The 24,598-nt window shown below is 57.6% G+C and carries 23 protein-coding genes and 1 tRNA gene; 12 read left to right on the plus strand and 12 right to left on the minus strand.

Annotated elements, in window-relative coordinates; all coding sequences use genetic code 11:
* From CMV30_RS06125 to CMV30_RS06145, 5 genes are all read left to right on the plus strand, one after another.
* Positions 1 to 228: a hypothetical protein gene (locus CMV30_RS06125; protein ID WP_096055196.1), complete on the plus strand. Its 228-nt coding sequence runs from the start codon at positions 1 to 3 to the stop codon at positions 226 to 228.
* Positions 212 to 697, plus strand: a complete 486-nt coding sequence (locus tag CMV30_RS06130; protein ID WP_138223162.1) for a hypothetical protein — start codon at positions 212 to 214, stop codon at positions 695 to 697. The genes CMV30_RS06125 and CMV30_RS06130 overlap by 17 nt, the downstream gene beginning before the upstream one ends.
* 1 nt (position 698) lies before the next feature.
* Positions 699 to 1,343, plus strand: a complete 645-nt coding sequence (locus CMV30_RS06135) for an RNA ligase family protein (RefSeq protein ID WP_096055198.1) — start codon at positions 699 to 701, stop codon at positions 1,341 to 1,343.
* A gap of 363 nt (positions 1,344 to 1,706) precedes the next feature.
* Positions 1,707 to 2,816: a hypothetical protein gene (locus tag CMV30_RS06140; protein ID WP_138223163.1), complete on the plus strand. Its 1,110-nt coding sequence runs from the start codon at positions 1,707 to 1,709 to the stop codon at positions 2,814 to 2,816.
* Positions 2,817 to 2,832: 16 nt separating this feature from the next.
* Positions 2,833 to 3,318 (plus strand): hypothetical protein, encoded by a 486-nt coding sequence (locus CMV30_RS06145; RefSeq protein WP_096055200.1) that lies wholly within the window; start codon positions 2,833 to 2,835, stop codon positions 3,316 to 3,318.
* Between the two features lie 151 nt (positions 3,319 to 3,469).
* Here the strand turns inward: CMV30_RS06145 and CMV30_RS19325 are convergent, their stop codons facing one another.
* Positions 3,470 to 3,715 (minus strand): hypothetical protein, encoded by a 246-nt coding sequence (locus CMV30_RS19325; RefSeq protein WP_138223164.1) that lies wholly within the window; start codon positions 3,713 to 3,715, stop codon positions 3,470 to 3,472.
* A gap of 157 nt (positions 3,716 to 3,872) precedes the next feature.
* On the opposite strand from CMV30_RS19325, the gene CMV30_RS06155 reads away from it, so the two are divergent.
* Positions 3,873 to 4,262, plus strand: coding sequence for a YciI family protein (locus CMV30_RS06155; RefSeq protein ID WP_096057644.1), 390 nt, complete (start codon positions 3,873 to 3,875; stop codon positions 4,260 to 4,262).
* Positions 4,263 to 4,502: 240 nt separating this feature from the next.
* Here CMV30_RS06155 and CMV30_RS19330 read toward each other — a convergent pair whose 3' ends face one another.
* Positions 4,503 to 4,682, minus strand: a complete 180-nt coding sequence (locus CMV30_RS19330) for a hypothetical protein (RefSeq protein ID WP_138223165.1) — start codon at positions 4,680 to 4,682, stop codon at positions 4,503 to 4,505.
* Between the two features lie 458 nt (positions 4,683 to 5,140).
* Positions 5,141 to 5,554: a DUF6640 family protein gene (locus CMV30_RS06160; RefSeq protein WP_138223166.1), complete on the minus strand. Its 414-nt coding sequence runs from the start codon at positions 5,552 to 5,554 to the stop codon at positions 5,141 to 5,143.
* A 125-nt stretch (positions 5,555 to 5,679) separates the two neighbouring features.
* Between CMV30_RS06160 and CMV30_RS06165 the strand changes: the two genes are divergently transcribed.
* The gene (locus tag CMV30_RS06165; protein ID WP_096055203.1) at positions 5,680 to 6,300 is read left to right on the plus strand and encodes a type I restriction enzyme HsdR N-terminal domain-containing protein; all 621 of its coding nucleotides are present in this window, start codon (positions 5,680 to 5,682) and stop codon (positions 6,298 to 6,300) included.
* 29 nt (positions 6,301 to 6,329) lie between these two features.
* On the opposite strand, the gene CMV30_RS06170 is transcribed toward CMV30_RS06165, so the two are convergent.
* From CMV30_RS06170 to CMV30_RS06190, 5 genes are all read right to left on the minus strand, one after another.
* Positions 6,330 to 6,803, minus strand: a complete 474-nt coding sequence (locus tag CMV30_RS06170; RefSeq protein ID WP_096055204.1) for a hypothetical protein — start codon at positions 6,801 to 6,803, stop codon at positions 6,330 to 6,332.
* 5 nt (positions 6,804 to 6,808) lie between these two features.
* Positions 6,809 to 7,576 (minus strand): hypothetical protein, encoded by a 768-nt coding sequence (locus CMV30_RS06175; RefSeq protein WP_096055205.1) that lies wholly within the window; start codon positions 7,574 to 7,576, stop codon positions 6,809 to 6,811.
* Positions 7,577 to 7,689: 113 nt separating this feature from the next.
* Entirely contained in the window at positions 7,690 to 11,523 is a 3,834-nt protein-coding gene (locus tag CMV30_RS06180; RefSeq protein ID WP_138223167.1) for an ATP-binding protein, read from the minus strand.
* A 96-nt stretch (positions 11,524 to 11,619) separates the two neighbouring features.
* Positions 11,620 to 14,934 carry a ribonucleoside-diphosphate reductase subunit alpha gene (locus CMV30_RS06185; RefSeq protein WP_096055207.1) on the minus strand — a complete coding sequence of 1,105 codons (3,315 nt, stop codon included), beginning with the start codon at positions 14,932 to 14,934 and terminating at the stop codon, positions 11,620 to 11,622.
* 209 nt (positions 14,935 to 15,143) lie between these two features.
* On the minus strand, positions 15,144 to 16,229 hold the full coding sequence (locus CMV30_RS06190; protein ID WP_096055208.1) for a ribonucleotide-diphosphate reductase subunit beta: 1,086 nt from the start codon (positions 16,227 to 16,229) through the stop codon (positions 15,144 to 15,146).
* Positions 16,230 to 16,833: 604 nt separating this feature from the next.
* On the opposite strand from CMV30_RS06190, the gene CMV30_RS06195 reads away from it, so the two are divergent.
* From CMV30_RS06195 to CMV30_RS06210, 4 genes are all read left to right on the plus strand, one after another.
* Positions 16,834 to 16,923: transfer RNA gene (locus CMV30_RS06195), tRNA-Ser, on the plus strand.
* A 387-nt stretch (positions 16,924 to 17,310) separates the two neighbouring features.
* Positions 17,311 to 17,511, plus strand: a complete 201-nt coding sequence (locus CMV30_RS06200; RefSeq protein ID WP_096055209.1) for a hypothetical protein — start codon at positions 17,311 to 17,313, stop codon at positions 17,509 to 17,511.
* A gap of 113 nt (positions 17,512 to 17,624) precedes the next feature.
* Positions 17,625 to 18,050 carry an ExbD/TolR family protein gene (locus CMV30_RS06205; RefSeq protein ID WP_096055210.1) on the plus strand — a complete coding sequence of 142 codons (426 nt, stop codon included), beginning with the start codon at positions 17,625 to 17,627 and terminating at the stop codon, positions 18,048 to 18,050.
* A gap of 72 nt (positions 18,051 to 18,122) precedes the next feature.
* Positions 18,123 to 18,869 carry a hypothetical protein gene (locus tag CMV30_RS06210; protein ID WP_096055211.1) on the plus strand — a complete coding sequence of 249 codons (747 nt, stop codon included), beginning with the start codon at positions 18,123 to 18,125 and terminating at the stop codon, positions 18,867 to 18,869.
* 45 nt (positions 18,870 to 18,914) lie between these two features.
* On the opposite strand, the gene tgt is transcribed toward CMV30_RS06210, so the two are convergent.
* Both tgt and CMV30_RS06220 read right to left on the minus strand, forming a co-directional pair.
* A complete protein-coding gene (gene tgt, locus CMV30_RS06215; RefSeq protein WP_096055212.1) occupies positions 18,915 to 21,005 on the minus strand; it encodes a tRNA guanosine(34) transglycosylase Tgt in 2,091 nt (696 codons plus the stop codon).
* An 81-nt stretch (positions 21,006 to 21,086) separates the two neighbouring features.
* On the minus strand, positions 21,087 to 22,184 hold the full coding sequence (locus tag CMV30_RS06220; RefSeq protein WP_096055213.1) for a winged helix DNA-binding domain-containing protein: 1,098 nt from the start codon (positions 22,182 to 22,184) through the stop codon (positions 21,087 to 21,089).
* A 191-nt stretch (positions 22,185 to 22,375) separates the two neighbouring features.
* Here CMV30_RS06220 and CMV30_RS06225 point away from each other — a divergent pair, with 191 nt between their 5' ends.
* Positions 22,376 to 23,338 (plus strand): alpha/beta hydrolase, encoded by a 963-nt coding sequence (locus CMV30_RS06225; protein WP_096055214.1) that lies wholly within the window; start codon positions 22,376 to 22,378, stop codon positions 23,336 to 23,338.
* A 78-nt stretch (positions 23,339 to 23,416) separates the two neighbouring features.
* Here CMV30_RS06225 and CMV30_RS06230 read toward each other — a convergent pair whose 3' ends face one another.
* Positions 23,417 to 23,617, minus strand: coding sequence for a hypothetical protein (locus tag CMV30_RS06230; protein WP_096055215.1), 201 nt, complete (start codon positions 23,615 to 23,617; stop codon positions 23,417 to 23,419).
* The gene (locus CMV30_RS06235) at positions 23,614 to 24,480 is read right to left on the minus strand and encodes a prohibitin family protein (protein WP_096055216.1); all 867 of its coding nucleotides are present in this window, start codon (positions 24,478 to 24,480) and stop codon (positions 23,614 to 23,616) included. Before CMV30_RS06235 ends, CMV30_RS06230 begins: the two co-directional genes overlap by 4 nt.
* Positions 24,481 to 24,598: the final 118 nt, after the last annotated feature.

Here is a 24,598-nt window from a genome sequence, read left to right on the forward strand (position 1 = left end):
ATGTCCCGGTTTGAAGTTGGAAAATGTTATCGGGTGAAAAAGTCATTCACCGCGCTTCGAGATAAGTTCGAAACCGGCGAGCTGCTGACGTACAAAGAAAGCGCTTATTCGCGCTACGACGGGATTACCGGCCATATCTTTCGGGACGAAACCCCGTCGACCCGAGTGTGGGATATTTACGACGGAGACACGCCGGATTTCGGCGATCTTTTTGAAGAAGTTCGATGAACCGCGTGAGTTCCACCTGATGAAAACAATCCACTATCAGCGCGGATTAGTGAGCTTTGAAATTCCCTCGCACTGGTGCGAGGACGCCGATGCGGCCGGCAGCGCCCGGTTTTATGCGGACGGCGACGACACCGGTACGATGCGTTTGAATACTCTCACCTTCGAACGTGAGCAGTTGCAGGCGGTGGAGGAAACCGCGCGCGAAGTCTTTCGTGGCCAGGCGTACGAAATGCTACCTGGTGGGCTGCCGATGCGACATGTGCTGACTACTGAGAACGAAGGTGGCGAATGGCTTCATGTCCATCGCTGGGATGTTCTGGTCGCCGTCTCGCCCGGACACTGGCGACTCGTCTGCTTCGGTTACACCGGACTGGCGTCAGCCGCAGAGGAACCGCGCATGCAAGAGGAGCTTCGCTTCGTGGAGCACGCGGTGCGCACAGCGCGTTACCCGAGTGCTCAGCAAGTGTGACATGCTTCACTATCCCAAAATCCCCGGGAGCCAGAATTGCCCCAGCGGCAGCTGCATCGCCTTCGAGAAATACGACGGCTCGAACCTGCACTGGGATTGGGACCGCGATTTTGGCTGGCACAGCTTCGGCACCCGGCGCGATGCGTTTAATCTGACCGATGAAGGGATCGCCCTGTTTAAGAAACGTCACGCGCACCTGGCTCAGAGTGTAGACCTTTTTTATTCAACGCTGGCCGCGAAACTCGCCGCGATCTTCACGCAGCATCCGTGCTACACCACCTTTCAATCAGCCAAAGTATTCACCGAGTTTCTAGGGCCGAACTCATTCGCCGGGCTCCACAAGCCAGACGATTCAAAAGAACTGCGCCTGTTCGATGTGTGGATCGAGCCCTCCGGCATGATCGGGCCCGAGCAATTCGTCGCCGACTTCGGCAGCCTGCCGATCCCGCGAATCGTTTATCGAGGCAAACTCACCGGGCGATTCTCCGACGAGGTAAGGAATGGCAAATACGGGACGATGGAAGGCGTCGTGTGCAAAGGCGGCACGGGCGGCGACGATCTCTGGATGGTGAAAATCAAGACGAACGCCTACATGGAGCGCTTGAAGAAAGCCTTCGCCGATCGCTGGGAAGATTATTGGGAATGATTTCTTTCATCTAACGCGAAAGCAGGCGCTGCTTATCGGCTGCGCTTTGGATCAGCCATGCATCCGGGCAAAATACAGCATCAGTTGGCCGGACCGGCCATGGGTGATTTTCGGAAGACCGGTCGCTTGACTTGCGATGATCCGTCCTCGGGTTAGTTCGGGAAGACCTGATCCTGACGGCTCAGGCGTTAACCCCAAAAATCAGGAATCATGAGCTTCTCATGCGTTCGTCTTGGCGGGCTGGCATTGCTGGCCTTTATTTCATCGGTGGCAGTGCGGGCCCAGTCATTCACTGGACCGACTTTCGTCGATTTTGTCGCCCGTGGAAATACCAACTACGATATCGCCATATACGCCGATACCGTGGTGGGTGGCTCAGACTACTCTAGCGCTTACGCGAGCTTTGGCGGAATCTACGGCTCCTCTTATAGCTACATAGGCGAGTCCGGCGTTTATTTGCAGTTCAACAATATCCACAAGGTAGGATCACAATGGATTGCTGACTCAGTGTACAAAGCGGAGTTCACCAACGCCACCGGCAACTACGAACACACGTATTACTACAACTTCGCGCTGCCCTCCAGCGGCTGGATCTACGGAAATGCCGAGTGCAATGGCTACAGCCAGACCGTGGATGGTTATATTAACGGCTACGGCACCGCACCGAATGATCCTCCGGCACCCGCGATATCCGTGGCGGGACGCTCCTCGGGCGATAGTGTTCCCGTCGGGACAACGATCACGGTCTACTACAGTGCAACCGATACCAACGGGAATCTGAATGGCATCCGCTATCATGCCTGGAATTCCTCCACCGGCTTCCACGATGACAATTTCGGCAACTACGTCACTCAATCCGGCAGCAGCGGTCAGGTGACGAAAAACTTCACGCTCTCCACTGCCGGCGACTGGTATTTTTGGACCGATGCGCGCGATACCCCCGGGCTGACCGCGAGCACGCCGGCCTTCGGCAGCGGGTTTAAGATCACGGCATACGTCAACTCCACCACCTACTGCGTTCCCGCCTACGCGCCCAGTTACTGGAACGACTGGTCGACCATCCAGTACAACAATAACTGCTATAACTACTCCAACAACGTTCGCACCGACACCTTTGCCCAACCCGGACGGGCCAGCGGCAATATGTACTCCTCCATCAATGCGACTGAGGTGAGCAACGGCGCCATCTCCGATGGTCTCATCCCTACCGACGCATGGTCAGTCGATCCCGATGGCCGGACGAAGATCGCCCTCGTGATCGATCCCGGCTGGGATTTCCATTGGTACCGACAGGACAGTGACGGCCGCTGGTCGCACAAGCCAGGCGGCACTTCGGCCACCAACCTCGATAACTCCGGCAATCTCATCACCAATCCTGAAACGGCCGACCGCGGAGGTTATACCGAGTTTGTTGGCTATTTCTTCACTCCATCCGATTGCGCGCAAGGTCAGGGCCATGCGGTCATCAATTGATCAAACTTCTTCCACGATGAAAATTTCATTCCTTCTCCCCTTTATTCTCTTCGGACTGGCGACCGTGCTCAATGCCCAGACTCCCCAGGAAACCCGCGGCCTTCGCGTTGAGGTGTTGGTTTTTTCCGGTCGCCCCAACCCGACCTTCACCATCACTGATACCAAGCAAATCAGTGATCTCCTCACCTCGGTTGACGCACTCTCCATCGACGCTACTGCGAAAGCCGGCGAAGACCGCCCGATCCTCGGGTACAACGGTATTCGCGTGACTGATCTTTCCGGCTCCGACGCAAATGCGCAGAGTTTCCGGGTGCGCGGTTCCGCTGTAAGCGTCATTCGCAAACAAGCGATCAAAGCCGGCAAGGCCACTGCAGACTCCATCGCCACGACAGACGTGCGCAACGATCAGGGAGCTACCGTGGAGACAAAACTCCTGGAGCTGGCCCGCCAGCAAGGTGCCATCGATGACCGCGTCCTCGCGCTGATTAGAAAATCGAAATAACCCGATATCCCACGACCCCATGTCGCAATCAGCTCATGGGGTCTTCTTTTCCTACGCGAACGATTTCGTGAAAGAGTGAGTCACCCCGATCGGGCCGAGGATGTGGACGTTGAAGGTTTCGAGTTCTTCGGCGGGCGAAGCGGAAAAGGGGTCAAGCTTTGCACTTTGCACATAGCTGAACAAACGGCTCGTACTGCGAGGGGTTCGCCCGGCAGTCGCTCACCAGCCGGCTGAGCCGGAACGGGCTGCCCATATTCAGGCGCTTCGCGATCCACGGATTGCTGGCTGTCGTCGTCGTCTTCATCACTGCCGCGACCGCCACTTTCCAGGGCGCGCCCTTCGCGTCTTCAGCCACGGCCTTTTCGTTTTTCGCCGCCGATTCTGTGGAAACAACCACGCGTCACTTGTCGGACACCACTCCATGCGGCAGCTCGTCTGCAAGCTGTCCGCAAAAAAACGCCTGAAAAATTCTCTCATCTTCATGTCGAAAAGCGGGCCTCCCAATCGACTGCTTGAAAAGTGCCCCTTTCCGGATGGTCACCTATTTACTCACTATGAAATTCATCTGCTTCGGTTACATTGACATTAACGCCTTCGCCGCCCGTCCCGAAGCGGAGAGGCTAGCGATGGTGGACAGCTGCTTCGCCTACGACGAGCAGCTGCGCGCCAACAAACACTTCAAGGGTGGCGAGGGTCTCCAGCCCGCCTTCACGGCAAAGACACTGCGTTACACACGGGACCAGCTCGTTATCACCGACGGTCCGTACGCGGAAACCAAGGAGCAAATCGGCGGAATCATGATCCTCGACGCACGCGATCTGGATCACGCCGTCGAACTTATCTCAAAGCACCCCGGCGCGAAATTCGGTCCTTGGGAAATCCGTCCCGCCGCCGACCTCGACGAGATGATCCGACAAAGTAAAGAGCGGCGGCAAAAAGCATAGATCCTGCGCGCAGGATCTGGCAGGAGCTGAACTCGCGACGCACAAAAACCGCCAGCCGTGCCTCGTTGTCAGTGTAAATGGACTGCTGCAACGGCCGGTCATCCTTAACGCCCACTCCAGCAGTTTCACGATAATCCACAGCTGGTCTTCCATCCCGCAGGAGGGAAGATCGCGCGATAAATGAGGTCCGCAGAAGCCCCACTCACTCGAATGGAAATGGCGGTGGCGTAAGAAAACTTATCAGCCTGTAGTGCGCCGGAGACGACGGTCCGACAAAACAAGCGCATCGATCGCATCAGAGAAAGCTTTCGACATAGCTGCCCCGTTGCGAGCAAGGGGCTTGGCAACAATGGCGGCAGCGAGGAGGGCAAAGCTGCGATATTTACGAGCGGCTACGACGGGATTGTTTTTGTTGATCATGGTGAGACCACCTTTAGCAGCCCGAAGGCCAACAGTCGCCGCGTTCGTGAAACACACGCATCCCGCAGGTGAAAATGTCCCAAAAAAATATCACGTCCTTTGAAAACACCTCTGTTATTCGCCCGGTGAAGTACCCGGAGCGAAAAAAATCAGGGCACAATCAACGCAGTTGACGACGAGGAGCAGACAGCGGAGTCGTCCATCGAAAATGCACGACAACTTCCCCTTGGACTGCAAAATCAACATCCGCCAGGATGGCCGGAGTCATTTGATTCGCAGGACAATCATTGATTCGTGCGGAATGATACGAAGGCCTTCTTCAACGATTAGAGGGAGGGCAAGCGGCGGTTACCCCTTTATCACACCTACGTTTATCCGATGGACGCGAAGATGTCGCGAGGGACGAAGACGGAGGGAAAGCAGGTGTGGGAACAGGATTAAATCCAAAGTACGGTCCCTTAATCCAAGCAACCCCATCCAGCCAGTAACAGCGCGACAATCGCAATCACCGCGAGAATGTTGCCATCGATCTTTCCGAGAATCGGGCGGATCCCCTGCGGATCATGCAGCGCGCCTCGATAGTATTTTTTGAAAAGCAGAGCGGCGAAAAATCCTGAATTCATGGCGAGCCCTAGGTAGACCGCCAGCTGGCATTGCTGGAGTCCGCCCGCTCCCCACAGCAACCAAAGCGCAACGCTGGCGACCGCCAGTTGAGAGGATGCCGCCCAGAACAGATGAAAACGCGCATGCCCCGTCCAACCGGGATGCAAGAGATGGGTTTTGTTCATGTCCGTGATAAACGGGCCGACACCGTACGCGATCGTCGCCATCGTGATCATCAGACGGGCTAAAAGCGAAACGGGCACACTCATCGACGAGACCCTGTCGGCGATGGCCTCTGAGGCAACTCTGCGACGGGAGCCTCTGCCAGGCGCCAATCGCGCACAGTCTTATGCGTATGAACTGGAGTACACAGAATCGCGAGGGTTGAGGGTTGATGATCTTAATCCAGGCGAAGTCGGTGGGTACCGAGTTGAAGGATCAGCCTATGAAGCAGGCGATCGATTATGCCGCCAATCAGGGTGTCGATTGGGTGGTGCTGACGAATGGTGCGCAGTGTCGCGTGTATAAGGTGATTTTCGCTAAGCCGATCGATCAGGAGCTGGTGTGCGAGTTCGATTTCCTGAACCTGGATGCGAGGGACGACACGCATCTGCAGTTTCTCCTTCTGCTCACGAAGGAGGGCTGGGCGAAGTCGGCCGTGGGAGAGTTTCACCAGCAGAAGCAGGCGTTGAGTCGCTTTTATGTGGGCGCGGCGTTGATGAGCGATTCGGTGCTGGGCGCGATCCGGAAGGAATTGAAACGCGTTTCTCCCGACGTGCGGATCGAGGCCGAACAAATCAGCACGGTGCTCGAACACGAGGTCATCAAACGCGAGGTGCTGGAGAGCGAGAAATACGCGGAAGCGATCAAAGCCGTTGCTCGTGCTGCAGCCAAGGTTGCGCGGAATAAAAAAGAGGAAGCTCCGCAAAATGTAATTCCGATTTCAGCGGTTCCGACGCCTCAAGTGGCCGTAGACAGCCCAGCGGCAGCGGTCCCGCCAACAGCAGCCAATTGAACAACCAGTCCGCTCCGTTTCGCGCTTCTTCAGCGTTTAACGAGGAAGTCGGCTTTTGTGATAGATGGAGGAATGCTGTTTCCATCGATGAAACCTGCAGTGCCTACATCTTCATAAAGTTTTCCTCTCGGTAGTTCGATACGGGCGAGATAGAAGACGTTCTCGGTGTGAGAGGACTGTTCCGCTTTCTGAAGCTTCAAAACCGATCCGGCAGGTGCCACCTCAATGATTCGGTATTCACCGCCATACACCTTCTTGCCGATAAACTCGTCGGACAGCGTTGCGGGCATTTGCCAAAACGAGTCGCCAGCCGAGGCCAGTTGGCGACCCAAGCCTCCGGCTACAAATTCGATAATATAGAGCCCCTTCGTTAACTCGTAGCGCTGCCCGATGAATTGGCGGTAGGGCTCTTTCTGGGTGACGTCCCGTTGAAGAAGTCCTGCGCAACCAGACAATGTAAACGCGCAGAGAAGAATGAGCGAAATCCGTGGTTTGTTACCCATATGAGTTACTTCAAAGCCGGTGCAGCGGAGATTGACGGCTCTTTGGGTGCAAGCGGCGGCAGTTGGGTGACTTGTTTTATGTCGCTGCCGCGGATGAGCACTCGATTGATTTGGCCGGAGGAGTTGGTGACGTCGAGTATTACACCACCGCCAAGAGAAACGACCTGCTGCCCGGTTGTCTCTTTACCGTCTTCGTGAACGAGGCGGATTTGTTTCTTGTTCAGCGCCGTGGATAAGGTCTCGAAATCGTTCTTTGCTTTGTGCTCAAGGTAAACGGCTCCACCAAACCCAAAGGCGATGGCGATGAGTGCGGCTAGACACTTCGGAACAATGAGGTCGTCGATTTTTTCCGCGTTCTCGAGGAAAGACTCAGGCGTATGCCGCTTCAACCACTGGACAATGCGGTCGATCAGCAAAAATACGCGCTTACCGAACGGACGAAGTTTGTCTGCCTGGATGAATCGGAACGGCCACAACAGAACGTAAAGAGGACCAACGAGGATCCAGCAGATGAGTGTTCCGTAGAAGTAACGCGTGTACCAGAGAAACGCCACGCCGACGCCGTAGATCAGAGAAAGGATCACGGGTAGCCACGTCGAAAACAGCACATCGTAGAGCGAGAACTCGAATAGCTCTGCGGGAAATCCGGATGAACGAACGAGCTGATTGGTGTAAGCACGGCCCCAAAAATAGAGAACCGATCCAATGACAGTGATCGCCGTCGTTTCGCCGATGAATTTGCCCCACTTCGATTGTTCGACCGAGTCCGCCATGGATGGAACGTGGAAAGTCTTCTGAGCGGTGTGAAGAGAATTGATCGACGTTAGCTTTCCTCGCGACCGCAAACATTACGTTTCGACCCCTTCTGCCCTGGCCCTTCGATTCTTTAGCCGTTCATCGTACGCGCCGAAAGTTCGGCACGTCGCTTGGCAAGAACTCGAATTGCCTCAGCGATGAATAAAGCACCATGCGGAGGCAGATCGCTCGCTTTCTTAGATTTTTCTAAATCCTTTATCGCGGTAGTTAGGCGATCTGAGTGCTCACCCCAGCCAAACGATTCGTCAAACAAGCCGATCAGAGCGTTACGCATGCGTTGATCCTCGGGAAATCGGAATATCAACTGAAAGACGAATTCCCAAAAATGCGGCTGTGTCGAAACAAGATGGCTCGCGAGGATAGCCCTCCGGTTCTCGTCCTTCGCCACCTTCAACAATATCTCTTGATGTTTTTTGAGATCAAATAGGACTGCCTCATCATTGAAATGCCCCACCCGCCGCTTAGAACCTAAATAATCTAAGGTCGCGCAATAGACCCTTTGAGGAAACAGCTCCACAGCTGCCCGCATAAAATCGAGCGAACCCGAGGAGCCTCCTACAGGATTCCAGATGCTGCCATATGCTTTCCAGCCGACTTTTAGAATGCGCTCAAGTTGCCGTTCGAAAATTTTAACCCCTTTCACGGGGGTTGAACGAACATAGGCGCTGGCAACCGTGTTCCTATCGTAATCAGTATCCTGTCGTTGATCGCATGCTCGGGTGAGGACTCGCTCAGCGATTCCGAAGAGCAAAGGCGACATGAGCGTCTTCCCGTGAAGATAAAAGCTGAATAGCTGCAGCAGTGAGTAATATGCCTCCGGAGTGTGCGGTGATTCTACATAGAGGAAAATAATACGCACTTCCTTAGGTGGTAGATCGTGAATCCAATTACCTGAACACAGTGACCATCCGAGGACGTCCGGTTTGATTCCTTTTCGCCGGATCATCTTTTGCAGTCGCTCTCGATTGTCTTTTGATGGGCCAAGAAACCGCAAAATGGTCAGCATTGCCTCATCGGTTCCGGCAGGCATTTCGTCGAGATACTTTTGGACTCGCGCTAATGCATGTTGTTTTAGTCCGTTACAATAGGCTGCGAACAACCACAGATCCTCTGCACTCGATTGAAACGTCCCCATCCTGTTCCAGCACTCCAGCTTTCGATCAAGTATACCGATTTCGTACGCAAGTTGAGTAGCATGGTACTTCTTCGAGGCAGCCATTGCCTTTCTTAGCTTAGGAATGAGTAGGGCCGGTTTTTCGACAAGCTCTCGAGCAATCCCTTTGATCTCGTCCTCATATCGACGTCTTCCGGTTTTAGGATCTTCGTCCCAACCGTACATCGATCCCTCATCTATCCAGATTTGCAGCCGCAACAGAATAGATCCCCGGAAAAACTTATCCATCATCCCGTGGACCTCCTTCAAGATCGGCGGGATCTGTTCAACCCACTTTTCTGCACTGTGCTTCTCCAAATATTCCACTAGTCGTTTTTTCTCTCTCCATAAACCAGACAGCACATCCGAAGGATCTAACTTTAGCCGATCCTTAAAAAAGGAGCCAACTATCAGGCGGTGGAATTTGATGCCTCGCTCCGGAGGAAGATGCTGTAGTTCGTGTATCGCACCACCCAGCCGTTTGAGAGCCTGCTCACGATGAGGACCACTTTTGAGAGCCAGCTTGAAGTGAGCCGAGAACCCTAATTCGCGATGCTCGAACACTTCCTTCCATTGCAACGTTCGAGGTGCATCGCTGATCCGCCAGTTCTGTACCGTTTGTCCGCTCAAGCTATGCGGTGGATCTGAGATGATAAATATCGCTTCGACCCCTAAGGAACGAACTTCCTTGCTAGAATCTTTGAGCAAACGCTGCACCGTGCACCAACGCTCGCTCGGGGGAACAGGGAAAGAGTAATACCACGGCGTGAAGCACTCCAAAAATAGCTTCTTAAAGTTCCCCCCAAGTTGATCCGCGTGATCGGCGACCGCGAATCTCTCAAGCAACGGAAACACGATCTCGCCACTATCCCCGTGGTAAGCAAGACCGTGCAGCAACCCTCTGATGCGGCTGCGTATTCCATCGATCTTCTGGTTATGTTGATGCGCTGTTAATTCAGGACTCAACAAGCCAGCTAATCCTTCGCCAGCCTTATGCTTGGATTGCTCAACCAACCCAAGCAACTCGTCAGCACGCTTCACCAGAAACATCGCTGTTTGGCGTGGTGCGGCCCTGACTAAGTCTAGCAGTGCATCAATTTCCATCTCGATAGCGCCAGCCGCGGCAAATGGCCCGGTCGGACCAAAGACGTAGTTCCAAAGACCTTCGCCCGCGGAAGAGTCCACACTGATCAGCCGCTCGATTAGACGCTTTTTCCCGTCATCATCGAGCGCCTGATAGATCTTAAGCACGCGAGCGGAATCGTCCCCAATCAACCGCTCCAATAGAAAAGTCGCAAGCAAGGGAGGGGAAACACTGACATCATTGCGATCTCGCCCCGACACTTCGAGAAAACCAGCATCAGCGAGGCGATCACGATAATGCCTTAGTGTCCCAAGGTCAGCGCTAAGTGTGAGGCAGGATTTAAGCGCTACCACAGGTTCGCTACGATTCGTCGGGAAAGGAGAGAGGCAGCTTAGCAATTCCAATGCTGAGATGACCGGCGGCCCGAAAAGAGCCTCTGATCGCTGCACAAACTTAGCGGCCACTCGTTGTTTCAAGGTCGTTTGATGAACACGCAGTGGTGATCCTAGCTCGGAGGCGACAAGTAGTATCTGCGGATTTCCGCCAGCCTCTTGAATCGCCCAATCTATGTCGTTATTCGACAATTTCGTCTGAGCAACTTTCAGCAGTTCGCGTGCATCGTTATAGGTTAGGGGCAGAACTCGCAGCGATTTGATCTGAGGCATCTCTCCTAAGTTTAGCTGTGGAAGATGTTCTTCTGCCGGAATAGTCGCCACTATGCGCAAGCCCGCTGTCAGGATTGCCTGCTCTGCGAAGGCTTTCGCCTCTTCTTGCCGTAAGTCTTCAACGACGATCAAGACCTGCTGCCCGCTAGCATACGACTTCAAATCCGCCGCCATCATTGAAGTTTTTGCCGTGTTACGAACGAAGAAAGTTTCGGAGGCGATTTCTGTACACGCTTCAAGCAGCAAGCGTGATTTTCCCATGCCGCTCGCTCCAGAGATCCCGATAAACGCAACGTCAGGGTCACTCAGCATTTCCTTCAGCTCGTCGAGCTGCTTTTTTCTTCCGACCATCGGTAAAAGCGTTTCTCCGTGTTTTTGTTTCTCCAAAAGCTGCCAGTTCTCATGCCACGACTGAAAAACTGGCGAAGCGAAGTACGTCTCTCTAATCGCTCGGTGACGGTTTACCGCTGCCTGCAAGAATCCCGCGTCAATTATCTCTACCTCGACATGTTCGGTTTCAGGTAGCCCATCGAGAATAGCAGACCTTAATGAATCTCTTTCCTCCTTAAGAAGGCGTCCATTTCTCGTCGTGGTAGACTGCGTTCGGCCCAAACCGAGGTTCGTGAAAAGAGTATACTGCTTCAGCTCACCTGGACGCTTAGCTCTTTCAATAACTTCTTTGGCTGCTCCCTTGACCGACGCTTTCAAGCCTTTGATCGCGTTCGAATGACCGTTAGCTGTGGAACGCGCTTTGAATTGGAAGATCGTCCAGCCGGGGCGAGCGAAAGGTAGAGCATTTGCTGAGTTTGGCTCCTGCGGAAGCGTCCAAGAACCATCAATTCCACCGTCAGCTCCCGGGAGATCGTCTAGTCGGGGAGCTGTTGGTAACGGGCGTTTAGTCTCAGCAAGAATGATGCTATTGCAGAACCTCGCGAATCTGAGCTGTTCATCCACGACGCTGAAAGCGTCTTCTAGCTCTGGAATAGACAGCGGTATGCTCACGACTGATTGGTAATAGTAACGCTAGATCTCTCTACTAAAAAGGCCGTGGCGACTACGTCGCACACGGCCTTTGCTTCTAACGCTATAATAATTGCCTCACTGACACGCTTCGCAGATTTCGCCGTTGCGCATGGCTTCGATGGAGCAGGTGGCTTTCTCGGCGGCGGTGTATTCTTTCTTCTTCGGCGTTTCGATCGCTGGGGTTGAGTGGCTGCCGCCGGCGTCGCCGGAGTTTTGGCCGCCGTTCTGGCCTTCTTTGATCGCGCCGCGGACGTCTTTCTTAATCTGCACGGTGGCTTTCTCGATGTTGGAGGCTCCGAGGCTGCGCAGGTAATAGGTCGTCTTGAGGCCGACGTGCCAGGCGTGACGGTACATGTGACTGAGGGTCTTCATGTCGGGCGTCTTGATCCAGAGGTTCACCGACTGGGATTGGTCGATCCATTTCTGGCGGCGGGCGGCGGCGTCGATGATCCACTTGAAGTCGATATCGAAGGCGGTGAGGTACTTGGCCTTGAGGTCGGCGGGGACGCGGTCGATGTCCTTCAGCTCGCCGTCGAAGTACTTCAGGTTGTCGCGCATCTCTTGATCCCAGAGGCCGCGGGCCTTGAGGTCTTTCACGAGGTAGGGATTCAAGACGATGAACTCGCCCGAGAGATTCGATTTCACGAACAGGTTCTTGTACGTGGGCTCGATGCAGGGGGAGGTGTTGGTGATATTCGAGATCGTGGCGGTGGGGGCGATGGCGAGGACGTTGCTGTTGCGCATGCCTTGCTTGGCGATCTTGGCGCGGAGGGGCGTCCAATCGAGTTTACCGCCGCGGGGGACTTCGACGGTGACGCCGCGCTCGGATTCGAGGAGGTCGATCGTGTCTTGCGGGAGGAGTCCGCGTTCCCACTTCGAGCCTTTATAGGTGGAGTAGGTGCCGCGCTCGGCGGCGAGGTCGGAGCTGGCTTCGTAGGCGTAGAAGGCGATGGCTTCCATGGCTTCGTCGTTGAACTCGACGGCGGCTTCGGAGGCGAAGGCGATGCCTTTCTGGTAGCAGGCGTTGGCGAGACCCATGACGCCCATGCCGATGGGGCGGTGGCGGAGGTTGGAGCGTTTGGCGGCCTCGGTCGGGTAGAAGTTAATGTCGATGACGTTATCGAGGGCGCGGACGGCGAGCTGGATGGTGTTGCGCAGTTTCGCGTGATCGATGGAACCGTCGGGGAGGAGATGGTTCTCGAGGATGACGGAGCCGAGGTTGCAGACGGCGGTCTCGTCGTTCGAGGTGTTGAGCGTGATCTCGGTGCAGAGATTGGACGAGTGGATGACGCCGCAGTGATCCTGAGGGGAGCGGATGTTGCAGGCATCCTTAAAGGTGATCCACGGGTGGCCGGTCTCGAAGAGCATCGAGAGCATTTTCTTCCAGAGCTCGAGGGCTTCGACTTTCTGGCCCTGGATTTTGCCTTCTTCGGCGAGCTTCTCGTAGCGGAGGTAGGCTTCTTCGAACTTTTTGCCGTAGAGCTCGTGGAGGTCTTTGACCTCGTTGGAGCGGAAGAGGGTCCACTGCTGGCGGTTCTCCATGCGCTTCATGAAGAGGTCAGGAATCCAGTTGGCCGTATTCATGTCGTGGGTGCGACGGCGGTCGTCACCGGTGTTCTTGCGGAGCTCGAGGAACTCGAAGATGTCGTTGTGCCAGGACTCGAGGTAGGCACAGCCGGAGCCCTTGCGTTTGCCGCCCTGATTGACGGCGACGAGCTGGTCGTTGTGGAGCTTCAGGAACGGGATGACGCCCTGGGATTCGCCGTTGGTGCCAGCGATGTAGGCGCCGGTGCCGCGAACGGCGGTCCAGGAACCACCGAGGCCGCCCGCCCACTTGGCGAGGAAGGCGTTTTCGGCGATGCCGCGGTACATGATGCCTTCGAGCGAGTCGTCGACGTAGTACAGATAGCACGACGAGAGCTGCGAATGGAGCGTGCCGGAGTTGAAGAGCGTCGGCGTGGAGCTGCAGAAGCGGCGGCTCTTGTAGAGTTCGTAGAGGCCGGTGATCTTCGACTCGCGGTCGCCTTTTTCATCGAGGAAGAGACCCATGGCGACGCGCATCCAGAAGAACTGGGGCGTCTCGAGGCGCTTGGCGGGTTTCTTGGTTTTGTCGATGATGAGGTAGCGATCGTACATCGTCTGGATGCCGAGGAAGTCGAAATCCATGTCAGAGGACGGGTCGAGGGCGGCACCGAGCTTCGCGAGATCGAAGTCGAGGAGGCGCGGGTTGAGGCGCTTGATGGCGACGCCGTGCTCGAGGTAAGCCTTGAAGGCTTTGCGGTGGGCGTCCTTCAGCTTGCCGATGCCGTCGCGCACGATGTCCCAGCCGAGGACTTCTTCGTAGATGTAGGTGAGCTGGATGCGGCCGGCGAACTTGGCGAAGTCGGCGTCGCGCTCGATGAGGGTCTTCGAGTTGAGGATGATGGTGGCATCGAGATCTTTTTGGGAGATCTGGTCGAAGACGGAGCGGAGGAGCTCGGTCTCGATCTCGTCATTGGAGAGATTGAGGTCGAGGCCGATGCGGCCGAACTCGATGCGCTTGTGGAGATCGACGCGGTCCCAGAGGACGGTTTCGCCGTTGGTGCGTTTCACCATGAGCATGGCGCCTTGCTGCGGAGCGGGCGCGACCTCGGAGGAGGACGATGTATCGATGCCAGCCTCACGCGCGGAATTACGGTCGGCGCGGTAGAGGATGTATTGCTCGGCGACCTTGAAGTGACCGGCCTTCATGAGCTCTTCCTGGACGATGTCCTGGATCTCTTCGATGTGGACGAAGGATTGTTTCGAGGAGAGGGCGCGACCGGCGACGATCTTGGTGATCTCGACGGAAGGCGTCGAATCGCGCTGGAGAGAGAGGAAGGCTTTGCGGATCGCGATCTCGATCTTCTGCTCGTTGAAGGGAACGATCTGATGGTTGCGACGGATGACGCGGACGGTGGCGAACGGCGTGGCGGTCTCGGCGCCGAGCTTGCGCGAGCGGTTCAAGAGAAGGCTCTTGGCGACGTCGTAGGCGTTGTTGTCGATGAGGGTTTTCTCGAGGAGCTCGTAGAGGTCGTTGAGAGAAATCTTCAGGGGCGACTGGCGGCGGGCGAGTTCGGCGAGATTGCCGGCGACTTCGCGGACGATGCGGGCGACGAAGGTGCGGTTGGCGTCGGTGAAGATGTTGGTTTCGCCGCGGGCGAGGAGGACGTTGGTGAGGGCCTTGCCGACGGTGTCGGCGACTTTGCCGAGCTCGAAGCGCTCGTCGCCGGTGGGCGCGGTGAGGACGGTCTCAGGGACGAGAGGGAAGTCGGCCGCGATGAGGTCGCGCCAGGCGAAGTGGGGTTTCTGATCTTTGGGGGTGTGGATGGTGCGTTTGAGCGCGAGATCGGAGGAGACAGCGTGGTTCATCGAGAGCGTGAGGCGTGAGACAGGTTGAGAAGAAAAGTGATGCGACGTACGGAGCGAAGCGGCTGGCGGGCGGTGATTTTCGGAGGCGGAAAAAGCGCGACCCGAGAAAGGGGCGCGCCTTGTTGAGTGATGTTGGGACGAAAAGAAAGGGGGACCGGACGCGTCGTTGGTGTTAGTGGGGTGCGACGCGCCCGGACGACTGAGTTCGCTCAGAGATCGTCGTCGTGTGTTTGGTTGATCGACGACGCCTTCTGGTACTCGGTGACGCGACCTTCGAAGAAGTTTTGCTCCTTCTTGATGTCCATCATCTCGGCGAGCCAGGGGAGCGGGTTTTTAACGCCGCTGTTAAGCGGAGCCAGGCCGCAGCCTTCGAGGCGACGGTCCGCGATGTAGTCTATGTAGGTCAGGAACTCGTTCTTACTAAGGCCCACGGAATCGGCGGGCAGACAGTCCCTGATAAATTCTTTCTCGAGCGCGACGGCCTCGGCCATCGTGGCGCGGAGCTCTTCCTTGAACTCGGTGGTCCAGATGTCGCGGTTCTCCTCGACGAGGTCCATGAAGAGATTGCGGAAGACCTCGATGTGGTTCGACTCGTCGCGGAGGGTGTAGCGGAACATCTGGCCGATGCCGGGGAATTTGTTCTGGCGGTAGAGCGACAGGATCATGCCGAACAGGCCGTAGAACTGGGTGCCCTCCATACACTGACCGAAGAGGAAGATGTTTTTCGCGAGGAGTTTTTTGTTCTCGGTCTGCGTGAGATCGAGATCGCGGCGGAGATTGCGGGAGTTGTTAACGACGAAGGCGTTTTTCTTGGCGATTGTGGGGATGTCCTCGAACATCGCTTCGCACTCGTGCGGGTTAATGCCCAGCGACGAGATCATATAGAGAAGCGAATCGGCGTGGATGTTTTCCTCGTGCGCGTGGCGGCCGAGGACGAGCTTCAGCTCGGGGGCGGTGACGAGCTCGCGGACGACGTGCTGAATGTTATCACCGACGATGCCCTCGGCGGCGGAGAAATAGCCGATGCCCATGCGGATGATCCAGCGCTCGATGTCGCTGACAGCCTTCTCGTCGCGCCACTGCTCGATGTCCTTGCCCATGGGAACGTCCTCGGGCTCCCAGTGGTTGGCCTTCATCGTGCGGTAGAGGTCGTACGCCCACTGGTACTTCAGCGGGAGCAGGTTGAAGGTCATGGATTCGCGGCCGTTGATGACCTTCTTGGCGGCGAAGGCGGCTTCGGCCTTCGCTTGATCGAGGATGAATGTTTTGGAACCGACTTGAAACGACTTGTGCATTGAACGGATGGCCGAGGGTTGGACGTGATGACGCTGGATTTAAAGTGACGGAAATGGAGACGACGGTGCGCTGTGGAGACGAGTGAGGCGTGAGGGGTGGAACGCCGGGAGAGGGGCTTGTTTTACCGCCGAAAAACGAGGAGCGAGACTAGGTTGTTAGAACTTATTGACCGGCTATTCACCACAACCCGTTGTGGTCGGACGCCGACTAGGCCACAACGGATGGGGTTACGGGATTTCGCCGTCAATCGGTTTGTGAATGAAAAAAGTTACGATTTCGGCGAATTGGGGCTTGCCGAAAAGACACGGACTTTGCCCCGAGGGAAAAAGCCCCCAATCTGGCCGCTTGTTGCATTTTTCGGGTGTTGGTCGCGTCACATTTTCGTGCCGAAAACTGAAGACCGTGCGGTTTCGCGAGACCAATTTTTCGAGTGAAGATCAGTCCAGCGCCTTTTCAGTTAGCGAAACATCGCGCCCGCTTTCAGTCCGTATCGGATCGTTGAATGCAAAATGACAACCGTGGCCGTTTCCGCCGCCCCTACCCCGGGGAAACTTTCGGCTTCCGTTTTAGTTGAGGCCTCCTACGGTCTCACCCTCGCACCTCGGAGAGGTGGCAGAGTGGTCGATTGTACCTGACTCGAAATCAGGCGTGCCCGCAAGGGTACCGAGGGTTCGAATCCCTCCCTCTCCGCCATTTGCACAGCAAATGGAAAAATTCCGGGCATCAAGGTATCTTCACTGCGACTGGGTCCCCTTGTCCGAACTAAGCGCCAGACACCCCAGCCCGCCAACGGCTAACGATTGAGTGCATACGCGAGCTGGTTGATAATCATTAAATAATTATGCATTGACAGACCATGGAGGCTTAACCTTTTTCACAGCCCTACCCCGGCGGGTCGGAAGGCGGAAGGGATTTTCTGTGGAGATGCCCTCCATCTCTATTGGAGAATAAACGCGTTCCCTCCTGTCGGGGTCTTTTTTTGAGGAACTGGAGCAACTCCACACCTCGCTAAAATCGGCCCCAGCTTCAATTGACGCCCACCTGCACAGCGTTGTGGTGACGCCCTCAACCGGCCCAACCATGCCCACTCCTCCCTGGCGAAAACCAAAGCCCACAGAAAAATCCTCCGTTAAGCTGACGCCCGAGAGCATCGCTTGGGCAAAAGCGTCCGCGAAGAAAGCGGGCCGCCGCTATCCGAATCTCGTCGATAACATGGCCGCCACTCGTCGGCAGCTCGAGCAGTCGCAACCACCGGAAACACCCGGTCCTCACATCGGCTGAGCCACCCACCAAAACGAAAGAGTTCCCCTCCGCACTGTCCCCGGCTGTTCGTTTCTCGTTTAATAATCCATCCCGCCAAACGTCGTCTCTTCGTCCCCCAACCCCATCCCGCTATGGACGAAGCCCTCTTCAACGCGGCGCCTAAAAAAGCCCGCATCGAAATCATCCCCCTCATCGACGTCGTCTTCTTTCTGCTGGCGACGTTCGTGCTCTTCACGCTCTCCCTCGATAAGATAGAATCCATCGAGATACCTCTTCCGAAAGGTGGCGAGCCCCGCGAAGCCGAAGATCTCACCATCTACCTCCAGACAACTGATCACGGGCTCTTCCACTGGAAACTAGGGCGCACTTCACCCGCCGAGCAACTCACCGCCTCCGAGCTCGGCCCGCGCCTCGAAACCTATCGGCGCTCCGTCGCCAACCCCCGCGTTTTGATCAACGGCGATGATCGCGCCCCCTTCTCCGAAACGATCCGCGCGCTCGATGCAGTCCGGCTCGCCCGCATCCGCGAGGTCTCCCTCGAAACAGTGCGCAACTAAACGGGATCCCACCCTCGCCGCGGGCACGCCCGCCTTTGACTTCATCGCGGGATGCCGGAAGCTGACCCTCCCATGAAAAACGCCTCTCTGCGCATCACACTCGCCACTCTCGCGACACTCTCTTTCAGCCTCACCGGTTGCTCCAAAAAATCCGAGCCCGCTGCCTCCGCGCCAACTCCCCCTCCCGCCGCGCCCGCTCCTGCGCCCGTCGCCCCCGTGAAGGCCGCCGCCGATGCCGCCAAAGCCCAGCTGGCCGCCGCCGAAAAAGAAGCCGAAGCGCTCAAGGCCAAAGCCGCCTACGCCGCGAAAGCAGAACAGGAAAAGCTTCAAGCCCTCGCCGATCAAAAAGCCGCCGACGCGAAAAAAGTGGCCGACGATCTGAAGACCAAGGCAAACGCCGCCTCCACCAACTTGCTCAACAAAGCCAGCACCCTGTCCGCCACGAATTCCACCCCGGCAGCCCCGGCCACCACCAGCGAAACATCGCCCGCTACAGCCAGCCTCACGAGCCTCGCCCAAAACCTGAATCCCGCTAACTTCTCCTCGTGGTACGAGCAGGCCAGCAAGGAATCATCCGGCATCATCGCCAGCCTCGGAGCCAAGGCCGCCGAACTCGGCAGCTCAGCCTCGCCCGAACTCAAATCCCTCTACGAGACCGCTCTGACGCAGAAAAAAACGTTCGACGACGTAAGCTCCAAACTGAAATCCGGCGGCCTCGCCCAATGGGCCGAGCTCTACCCCACGCTGCAAAACTCCTGGTCCGATCTCAGCAAATCGCTGATCACCGCGAAGACGTTGCTGGCCTCATACACCAAGTAAACGCCCCCTCCGCACGTGCGCCGGCGACGGCGCACGCTCGTCCGCTTACGACTGCCGCACCGCGCGAAACTGCGGGTGCCCCTCGATCCGCTTCTCGAATACCACGCGCTCCGCCTCCGTCAGCGTCGACGGAGACTTCGACGTGCTGCGCCCCCAGCGCGCGAGCCACTCCGCGCCGAGCAACCTCGCCTCCGGCCACACGCCCGCATCCGTCTCGCGACGCTCGCGCGCAAACGCCACCGTCGTCGTTGCCTTCGGCCCGGTGCCGACTCCTTCGGCCACATAAAATCCCGCCGCCAGCAACGCCACCCGCACCGCCGTCGCCGCCGAGTACGTGAACAGCTCCGCGCGCTTCTCTCCGCAACGCGCCCGCACCCGCGCAAACACCTCCGCCGTCCACAAGCCCGTGTCCGTCTTCGCCGAAAACGGATCGTAGAAAATCACATCGGGCTCCACCGCCGTCTCGATGAACGTCAGAAAATCCCCTTTCAGCAGCTCCCACTCGAGCAGCCCCGACGCATGACGCCACCGCCCGCTCTCCAGCAACGCGTGCGGAGCCCCATGACGCAAATGCGGGAAATGCCCCGGGAATTTCGCCGCCAGAGTGAGCGGATCGAGATCGCACTCGAAGCTAACGATTCGCAACGGCCTCAGCGCCTCCCCTCCCTTCTCCGCGTATCGACTTTCAAAGCACTGGATCGCCGCCATCGCATTCGACGCCGCGCCCAGCCCCACATCCCAGATCACCAGCTCCCGCGCCGCTCCATCACCGCCCGCACTCGCGCCTGACACCGCTTCTCCTCCAGCACTGCTCTTCAACAACCGCTCAGCCAGCCGCGACTGCCCGACATAAAGCCGCTGCGCCTCATCGCTCGGTGCACTCACCGAGTGCATCACCTCGCCCGAGCTGATCTGCCGGATGCTCGAAAACCCCTGCTCACTCGTAACGATGTCGTAGTCCCCGAGATGCTTCGGCTTTCCATGCCGCAGCTTCTTCGGCGGATTCACCGGATTGTCCTCGTCCGACTTCATCAGCTCCGGCCGCATCCGCTCGTAGTAAGCCAGAAAATTGCCGTGCAAAATCTCCTGCCGCATCTCGCGCATCAGCCGGTGATAAAACGCAAAATTGTGAATCCCCAGCAGCTGCCAGCCGAGCAGCTCATCCGACTTCACGAGGTGATGCAGATACGCCCGCGAGAAATTTTTGCAGCAATGGCAGTCGCACTTCGCATCCAGCGGCGCTTCCGAAAATTTATACACGGCCCGCCGCAGCTGGATTTTCCCCTGCGACGTAAACGCCACGCCGCGCTGCGCCAGCTGCGACGGGATGATGCAGTCAAACATGTCCACGCCCCGATGCACCGCCTCGAGAATGTCGATCGGCGTGCCCACACCCATCAGGTAGCGCGGCAGATTTTTCGGCAGGTGCTGCGTGACGAGTCCGGTGAACTCATACCGCTCCGCATGCGTCTCGCCCACCGCCAGCCCGCCGATCGCGAGTCCGTCAAACGGCAGCTCCCGCAAAAACGCCGCGCTCTTCTTGCGCAGATCGTGATGACACGCCCCCTGCACGATCCCGAATAACGCCTGCGGCGAATCCCCGCGCGCCTTCAGCGATCTGAGCGCCCAGCGATGCGTCAGCTCCATCGCCACCTCGGCCTCCGCGTAGCCTGCAGTCGAGGGAATGCACTGATCGAGCACCATCATGATGTCGCTGCCGATCGTCTTCTGCATCCCGATGCTCGACTCCGGCGACAACATGAACATCGCGCCGTCCACATAGCTCTTAAACCGCGCGCCGTCCTCGTTCATCACGCGCTCTCCGGGCAGCGAAAAAATCTGGAATCCACCCGAGTCCGTCAGCACCGGCCCGTCCCACTTCATGAAATTATGGATACCGCCAAACTTCTTAAAAACCTCCGGGCCCGGCCGCAGCAACAGGTGATAAGTGTTCGCGAGCAACACGCTCGAACCCGTCGCCTTGAGCGTCTCCACCGTCTGACTCTTCACGGTCGCTTGCGTGCCGACCGGCATGAACACAGGCGTCTTCACCTCGCCGTGAAGCGTGCGAAATGTGGCTGCGCGCGCCGACGATCCGGACGCTTCTTTTTCCAAGGTGAAGTTGAGACGGGACATGGTGCTTAAAGCCGAAAGAGCCGGCCACTAAGGAAGACTTTCCCCGCCTATGCGAGCGGAAGCTCGCCGGAAATCGCCGTCTCAGCGGGCCTCGATCCGCACAGGCAGCTCCAGATGCCGCCCATAAGCTTCGGCTGCCCGTCGCAACGCCGCATGTTCTCGTTTGGAAAACACGCGCAAAAAATCCGTCGTCACCACGACTTCCCGCTTGGAGATTTCCCGGCGCCAGCCGCCCGCCACGCGCCCACCCGCCGCGATGATATGCACCGCGAGTCCATCCATCTTTCGCTCCAGCGCCTCTTTCACCTCCGGCGCGAGCACGTCATATCCGTCGCGATAGGCTGCAATAAACTCATCGTAGTTGGGCAGCAGATGCACCAGCCCAGCCACCGATTTAGGCTCCGGGAGCTCTCCAGCAGCCACCGGTGAAAACCAAAACGGCTTCCCGTCCACATTCTCATGCACGAGATCGCTCCCGACAGCCGCGAGACCCGCGCGAACGTCCGCCATCGTCAGCCCGGACCAGTACGCGAAATCCTGCGGCTGCGCCGGACCGTGACTGGTGAAAAATCGTCGTGTCAGCTCCACCAACGCTTCCTCGCGGCTGAATGGCTTCACTTTGGGAACGCGCTCCTCGAGCAATGCGTACGTGAACTGTTTTCCCCGCAAAGGCCCGCTGCAGATCAGGCCCTCCAACTCGGCGTGCATCACAAGACATGCGAGCCGCGTCCCGCTTGCGGTCATTCGCACACGTTTCAAAACGTCCGCAAGTTCATCGCGCGTCATCTCTCCGCCTCCACTCAACGCCTTCTCTATCGCCGCCCCACTCTTTCGAAAAGCCGCGGTGTCGAGCTCCTGCTGGCGGTACGTGTAGCCATTCACTTGGTGAACTCGCGGCGCCGTCAGCTTGAGCAACCAGCGCAAATCCTCGGGGGCCACAAAATGCCAGGTCGGTCGCATCACATGCGTGCGAAGAATTTTCCCCGCGTTAAACAGCGCATCGATCTGTGCGCTCGTCACCACACCTTCACACCGTTGCGCGAGCCCCCACTTCGCACCCGCGTAATCTTGGGACTGCACCGCGCCCAGCCAGGCCACCGCCTCGACAGGACTTGAAAAGGGCGTCCCCACGAGACGCTCGCTGCGCAACCTCCGGCGTATGACATCGGCGCGATTCATGATACGTCGCCAGACGGACGAACTTCCCCCTCTGACGCAATATAGCTCCGCCCAATAGTCATCACGCCGGGCTTCCGCTCCCCACACCGAATCGTCACATCAATCCCTGAAACTCCCCGTGCTTTTTTCAGAGGCACCGTTTACCGCTTACCGCCCTCCGCCAACACACACCCTCAGCGCATCCCACCGCCATGCCTAAATACTGGATGATCTCCAACCGCAACGCCACCGCCAGCGACCTCGGCAAAAATCGCAGCGACACCCTCAGCTTCTTCACCGCCGACTCCGGCAACCTCAAAGACTTCAAGAACTGGCAGCCCTGCACCGCCGCCGCCTTCCGCGCCGCCCTGATCTCCGCGGCCGACTCCTTCCCGCTCATCCCCGAGACCGAGCACGAAAAACAAAAACACGTCACCGTCTTCGTCCATGGCTATAACAACGACTGGCGCGACGCCGCCGCCCGGTATCAACAAATCACCGACGATCTCTACAGCGGCCCCAAAAGCCTCGGCATCTGCGTCCTCTTCACCTGGCCCAGCAACGGCGCCACCGCCCACTACCTCGCCGACCGTGAAGACGCCCGCGCCTCCGGCCCCGCCCTCGCGAAGGTTTTCAACACGCTCTTCGAGCACTCGCTGCTCATGCAGCAAAAGGCCGCCGACGGCACCGCCCTCTGCAAAGCCAAAGTCAGCGTCATCGCCCACAGCATGGGCAACTGGGTTTTCCAAAACGCCCTCTTCTACACCTGGGAGCGCAACAACAAGCCCCTCCTCGTCAGCCTCATCAACCAGTGCGTCATGGTCGCCGCCGACGTGGACAACGACCTCTTCGGCAACGGCGAGGCCCTCAGCGACAACCGCTCCGAAGGCATGGCCAACCTCTGCTACCGTATCACCGCTCTCTACTCCGGCCGCGACTCCGTTCTCGGCGTCAGCGCCGGCCTTAAACACTTCGGCAAACGCCGCCTCGGTCGCTCCGGCCTCGACCGCAGTCCCGCCTTTCTCGCCCCGGACAACGTCTGGGACTTCGATTGCAGCGCGCTCTTCCCCGTGAAGGAGCGCGACATCCACAGCGCCTACTTCTGGACACCAAAAACCCAGGCCGTCATCCGCGCCATTCTCCAAGGCTATGATCGCAACATCATCGCAGGCTGATCACCACGCTCCATGAGCGCGCCCGCGCAGTGACCGCTCCCTCGCTGAAAGGCGGCGCTCAGTCGCCGCCTTTCGCATTTAATCCCGCCGGCTGCGCCCCGTGAAAAACGCCAGCCACACACCCAGCGCGAGAATCAGGATCAACCACCAAAAATACCGCAGCTCACGCGCCGCCAGTTCGGCAAATGCCAGCACGCGTGGAAACAGCAGACACGCGGCGATGAAAAAAATCACCGCGATGAAAAGCGCGAACAGCTGCTTCTTCGTAGTCGAGGTCATCGACGTGTCGCGGGAGTTGCCGCGCCGCCCGTTTGTCCCGACGAATTGGGCAGTCCGATCGGCAGAAGAATATTCGCGCCATTGCCACTGCCGGAATCGCCACCGCCTCCGCCACCGATCACCAGCGGAGAGCGCCCGTCCCACTTCTCCACGATCTGGAGCTGGATCAGGCCGGGATTATCGCGGATCGCCTCAGCGCGCACGCGGATCGCTTCCGCTTCACCCTTGGCCTTGATGATCGCCGTGTCGGCTTCGATCTGCGCCTTCTGCTGCGTGAAGCGCGCCTTCGCCGCCTCTTGCTCCTGCACCATCTTGGACTCGATGGCCGCCTCGAGTTCCTTCGAGAGGTTGATGTTTTCCAAAACGATATCCTCAACGAAAAGGATGCTGCCGATCTTATCGCGCGAAGCATGCAGCGCCTTCGCCTTGATCTCCTCACGCTTCTTCACGACCTGCTCCGCGCTTTGTAGCGCGGTGACTTCCTTCAACGCTTCCTGGATTCTCGGCGCGATCAGGCTGTCGAAAGGATCGCCCGCAAACTCCTTGTAGATTTTCACCACCGATGCCTCGGGAATCCGGTACAGGACGCGCAACGCCACATTGATCTGCTGCAAATCCGACGAATAACACTCGGCCTCCAGTTCGCGCGTCAGCTGTCGCACCGGCACCGATACGATCCGCGACACAAACGGCGACTTCGTGCCGAAACCCTCAGGTTTGAATTCGTCGCTCACTTTGCCGAGCGTCACCTGCACTCCACGGAAACCAGGATCGACGACATACGTGCTCTGCGCAGCCGCCACGACGAGAACGATGATGATAATACCAAACCCGATCAGCTTCGCTAGGGATGAACCATTCATAGGATAAGTTGCACGAGCACACGCACAACGCCGCCGCCCGCAAGCGCATAGACCGCTCCCACCGTTACACCGCCCGCCTTTGTTTGGAGACCCCCCGCGACGCCTTCCGACATAATGA

The sequence above is a fragment of the Nibricoccus aquaticus genome, from assembly GCF_002310495.1.
In the GTDB taxonomy this organism is placed as follows: domain Bacteria; phylum Verrucomicrobiota; class Verrucomicrobiia; order Opitutales; family Opitutaceae; genus Nibricoccus; species Nibricoccus aquaticus.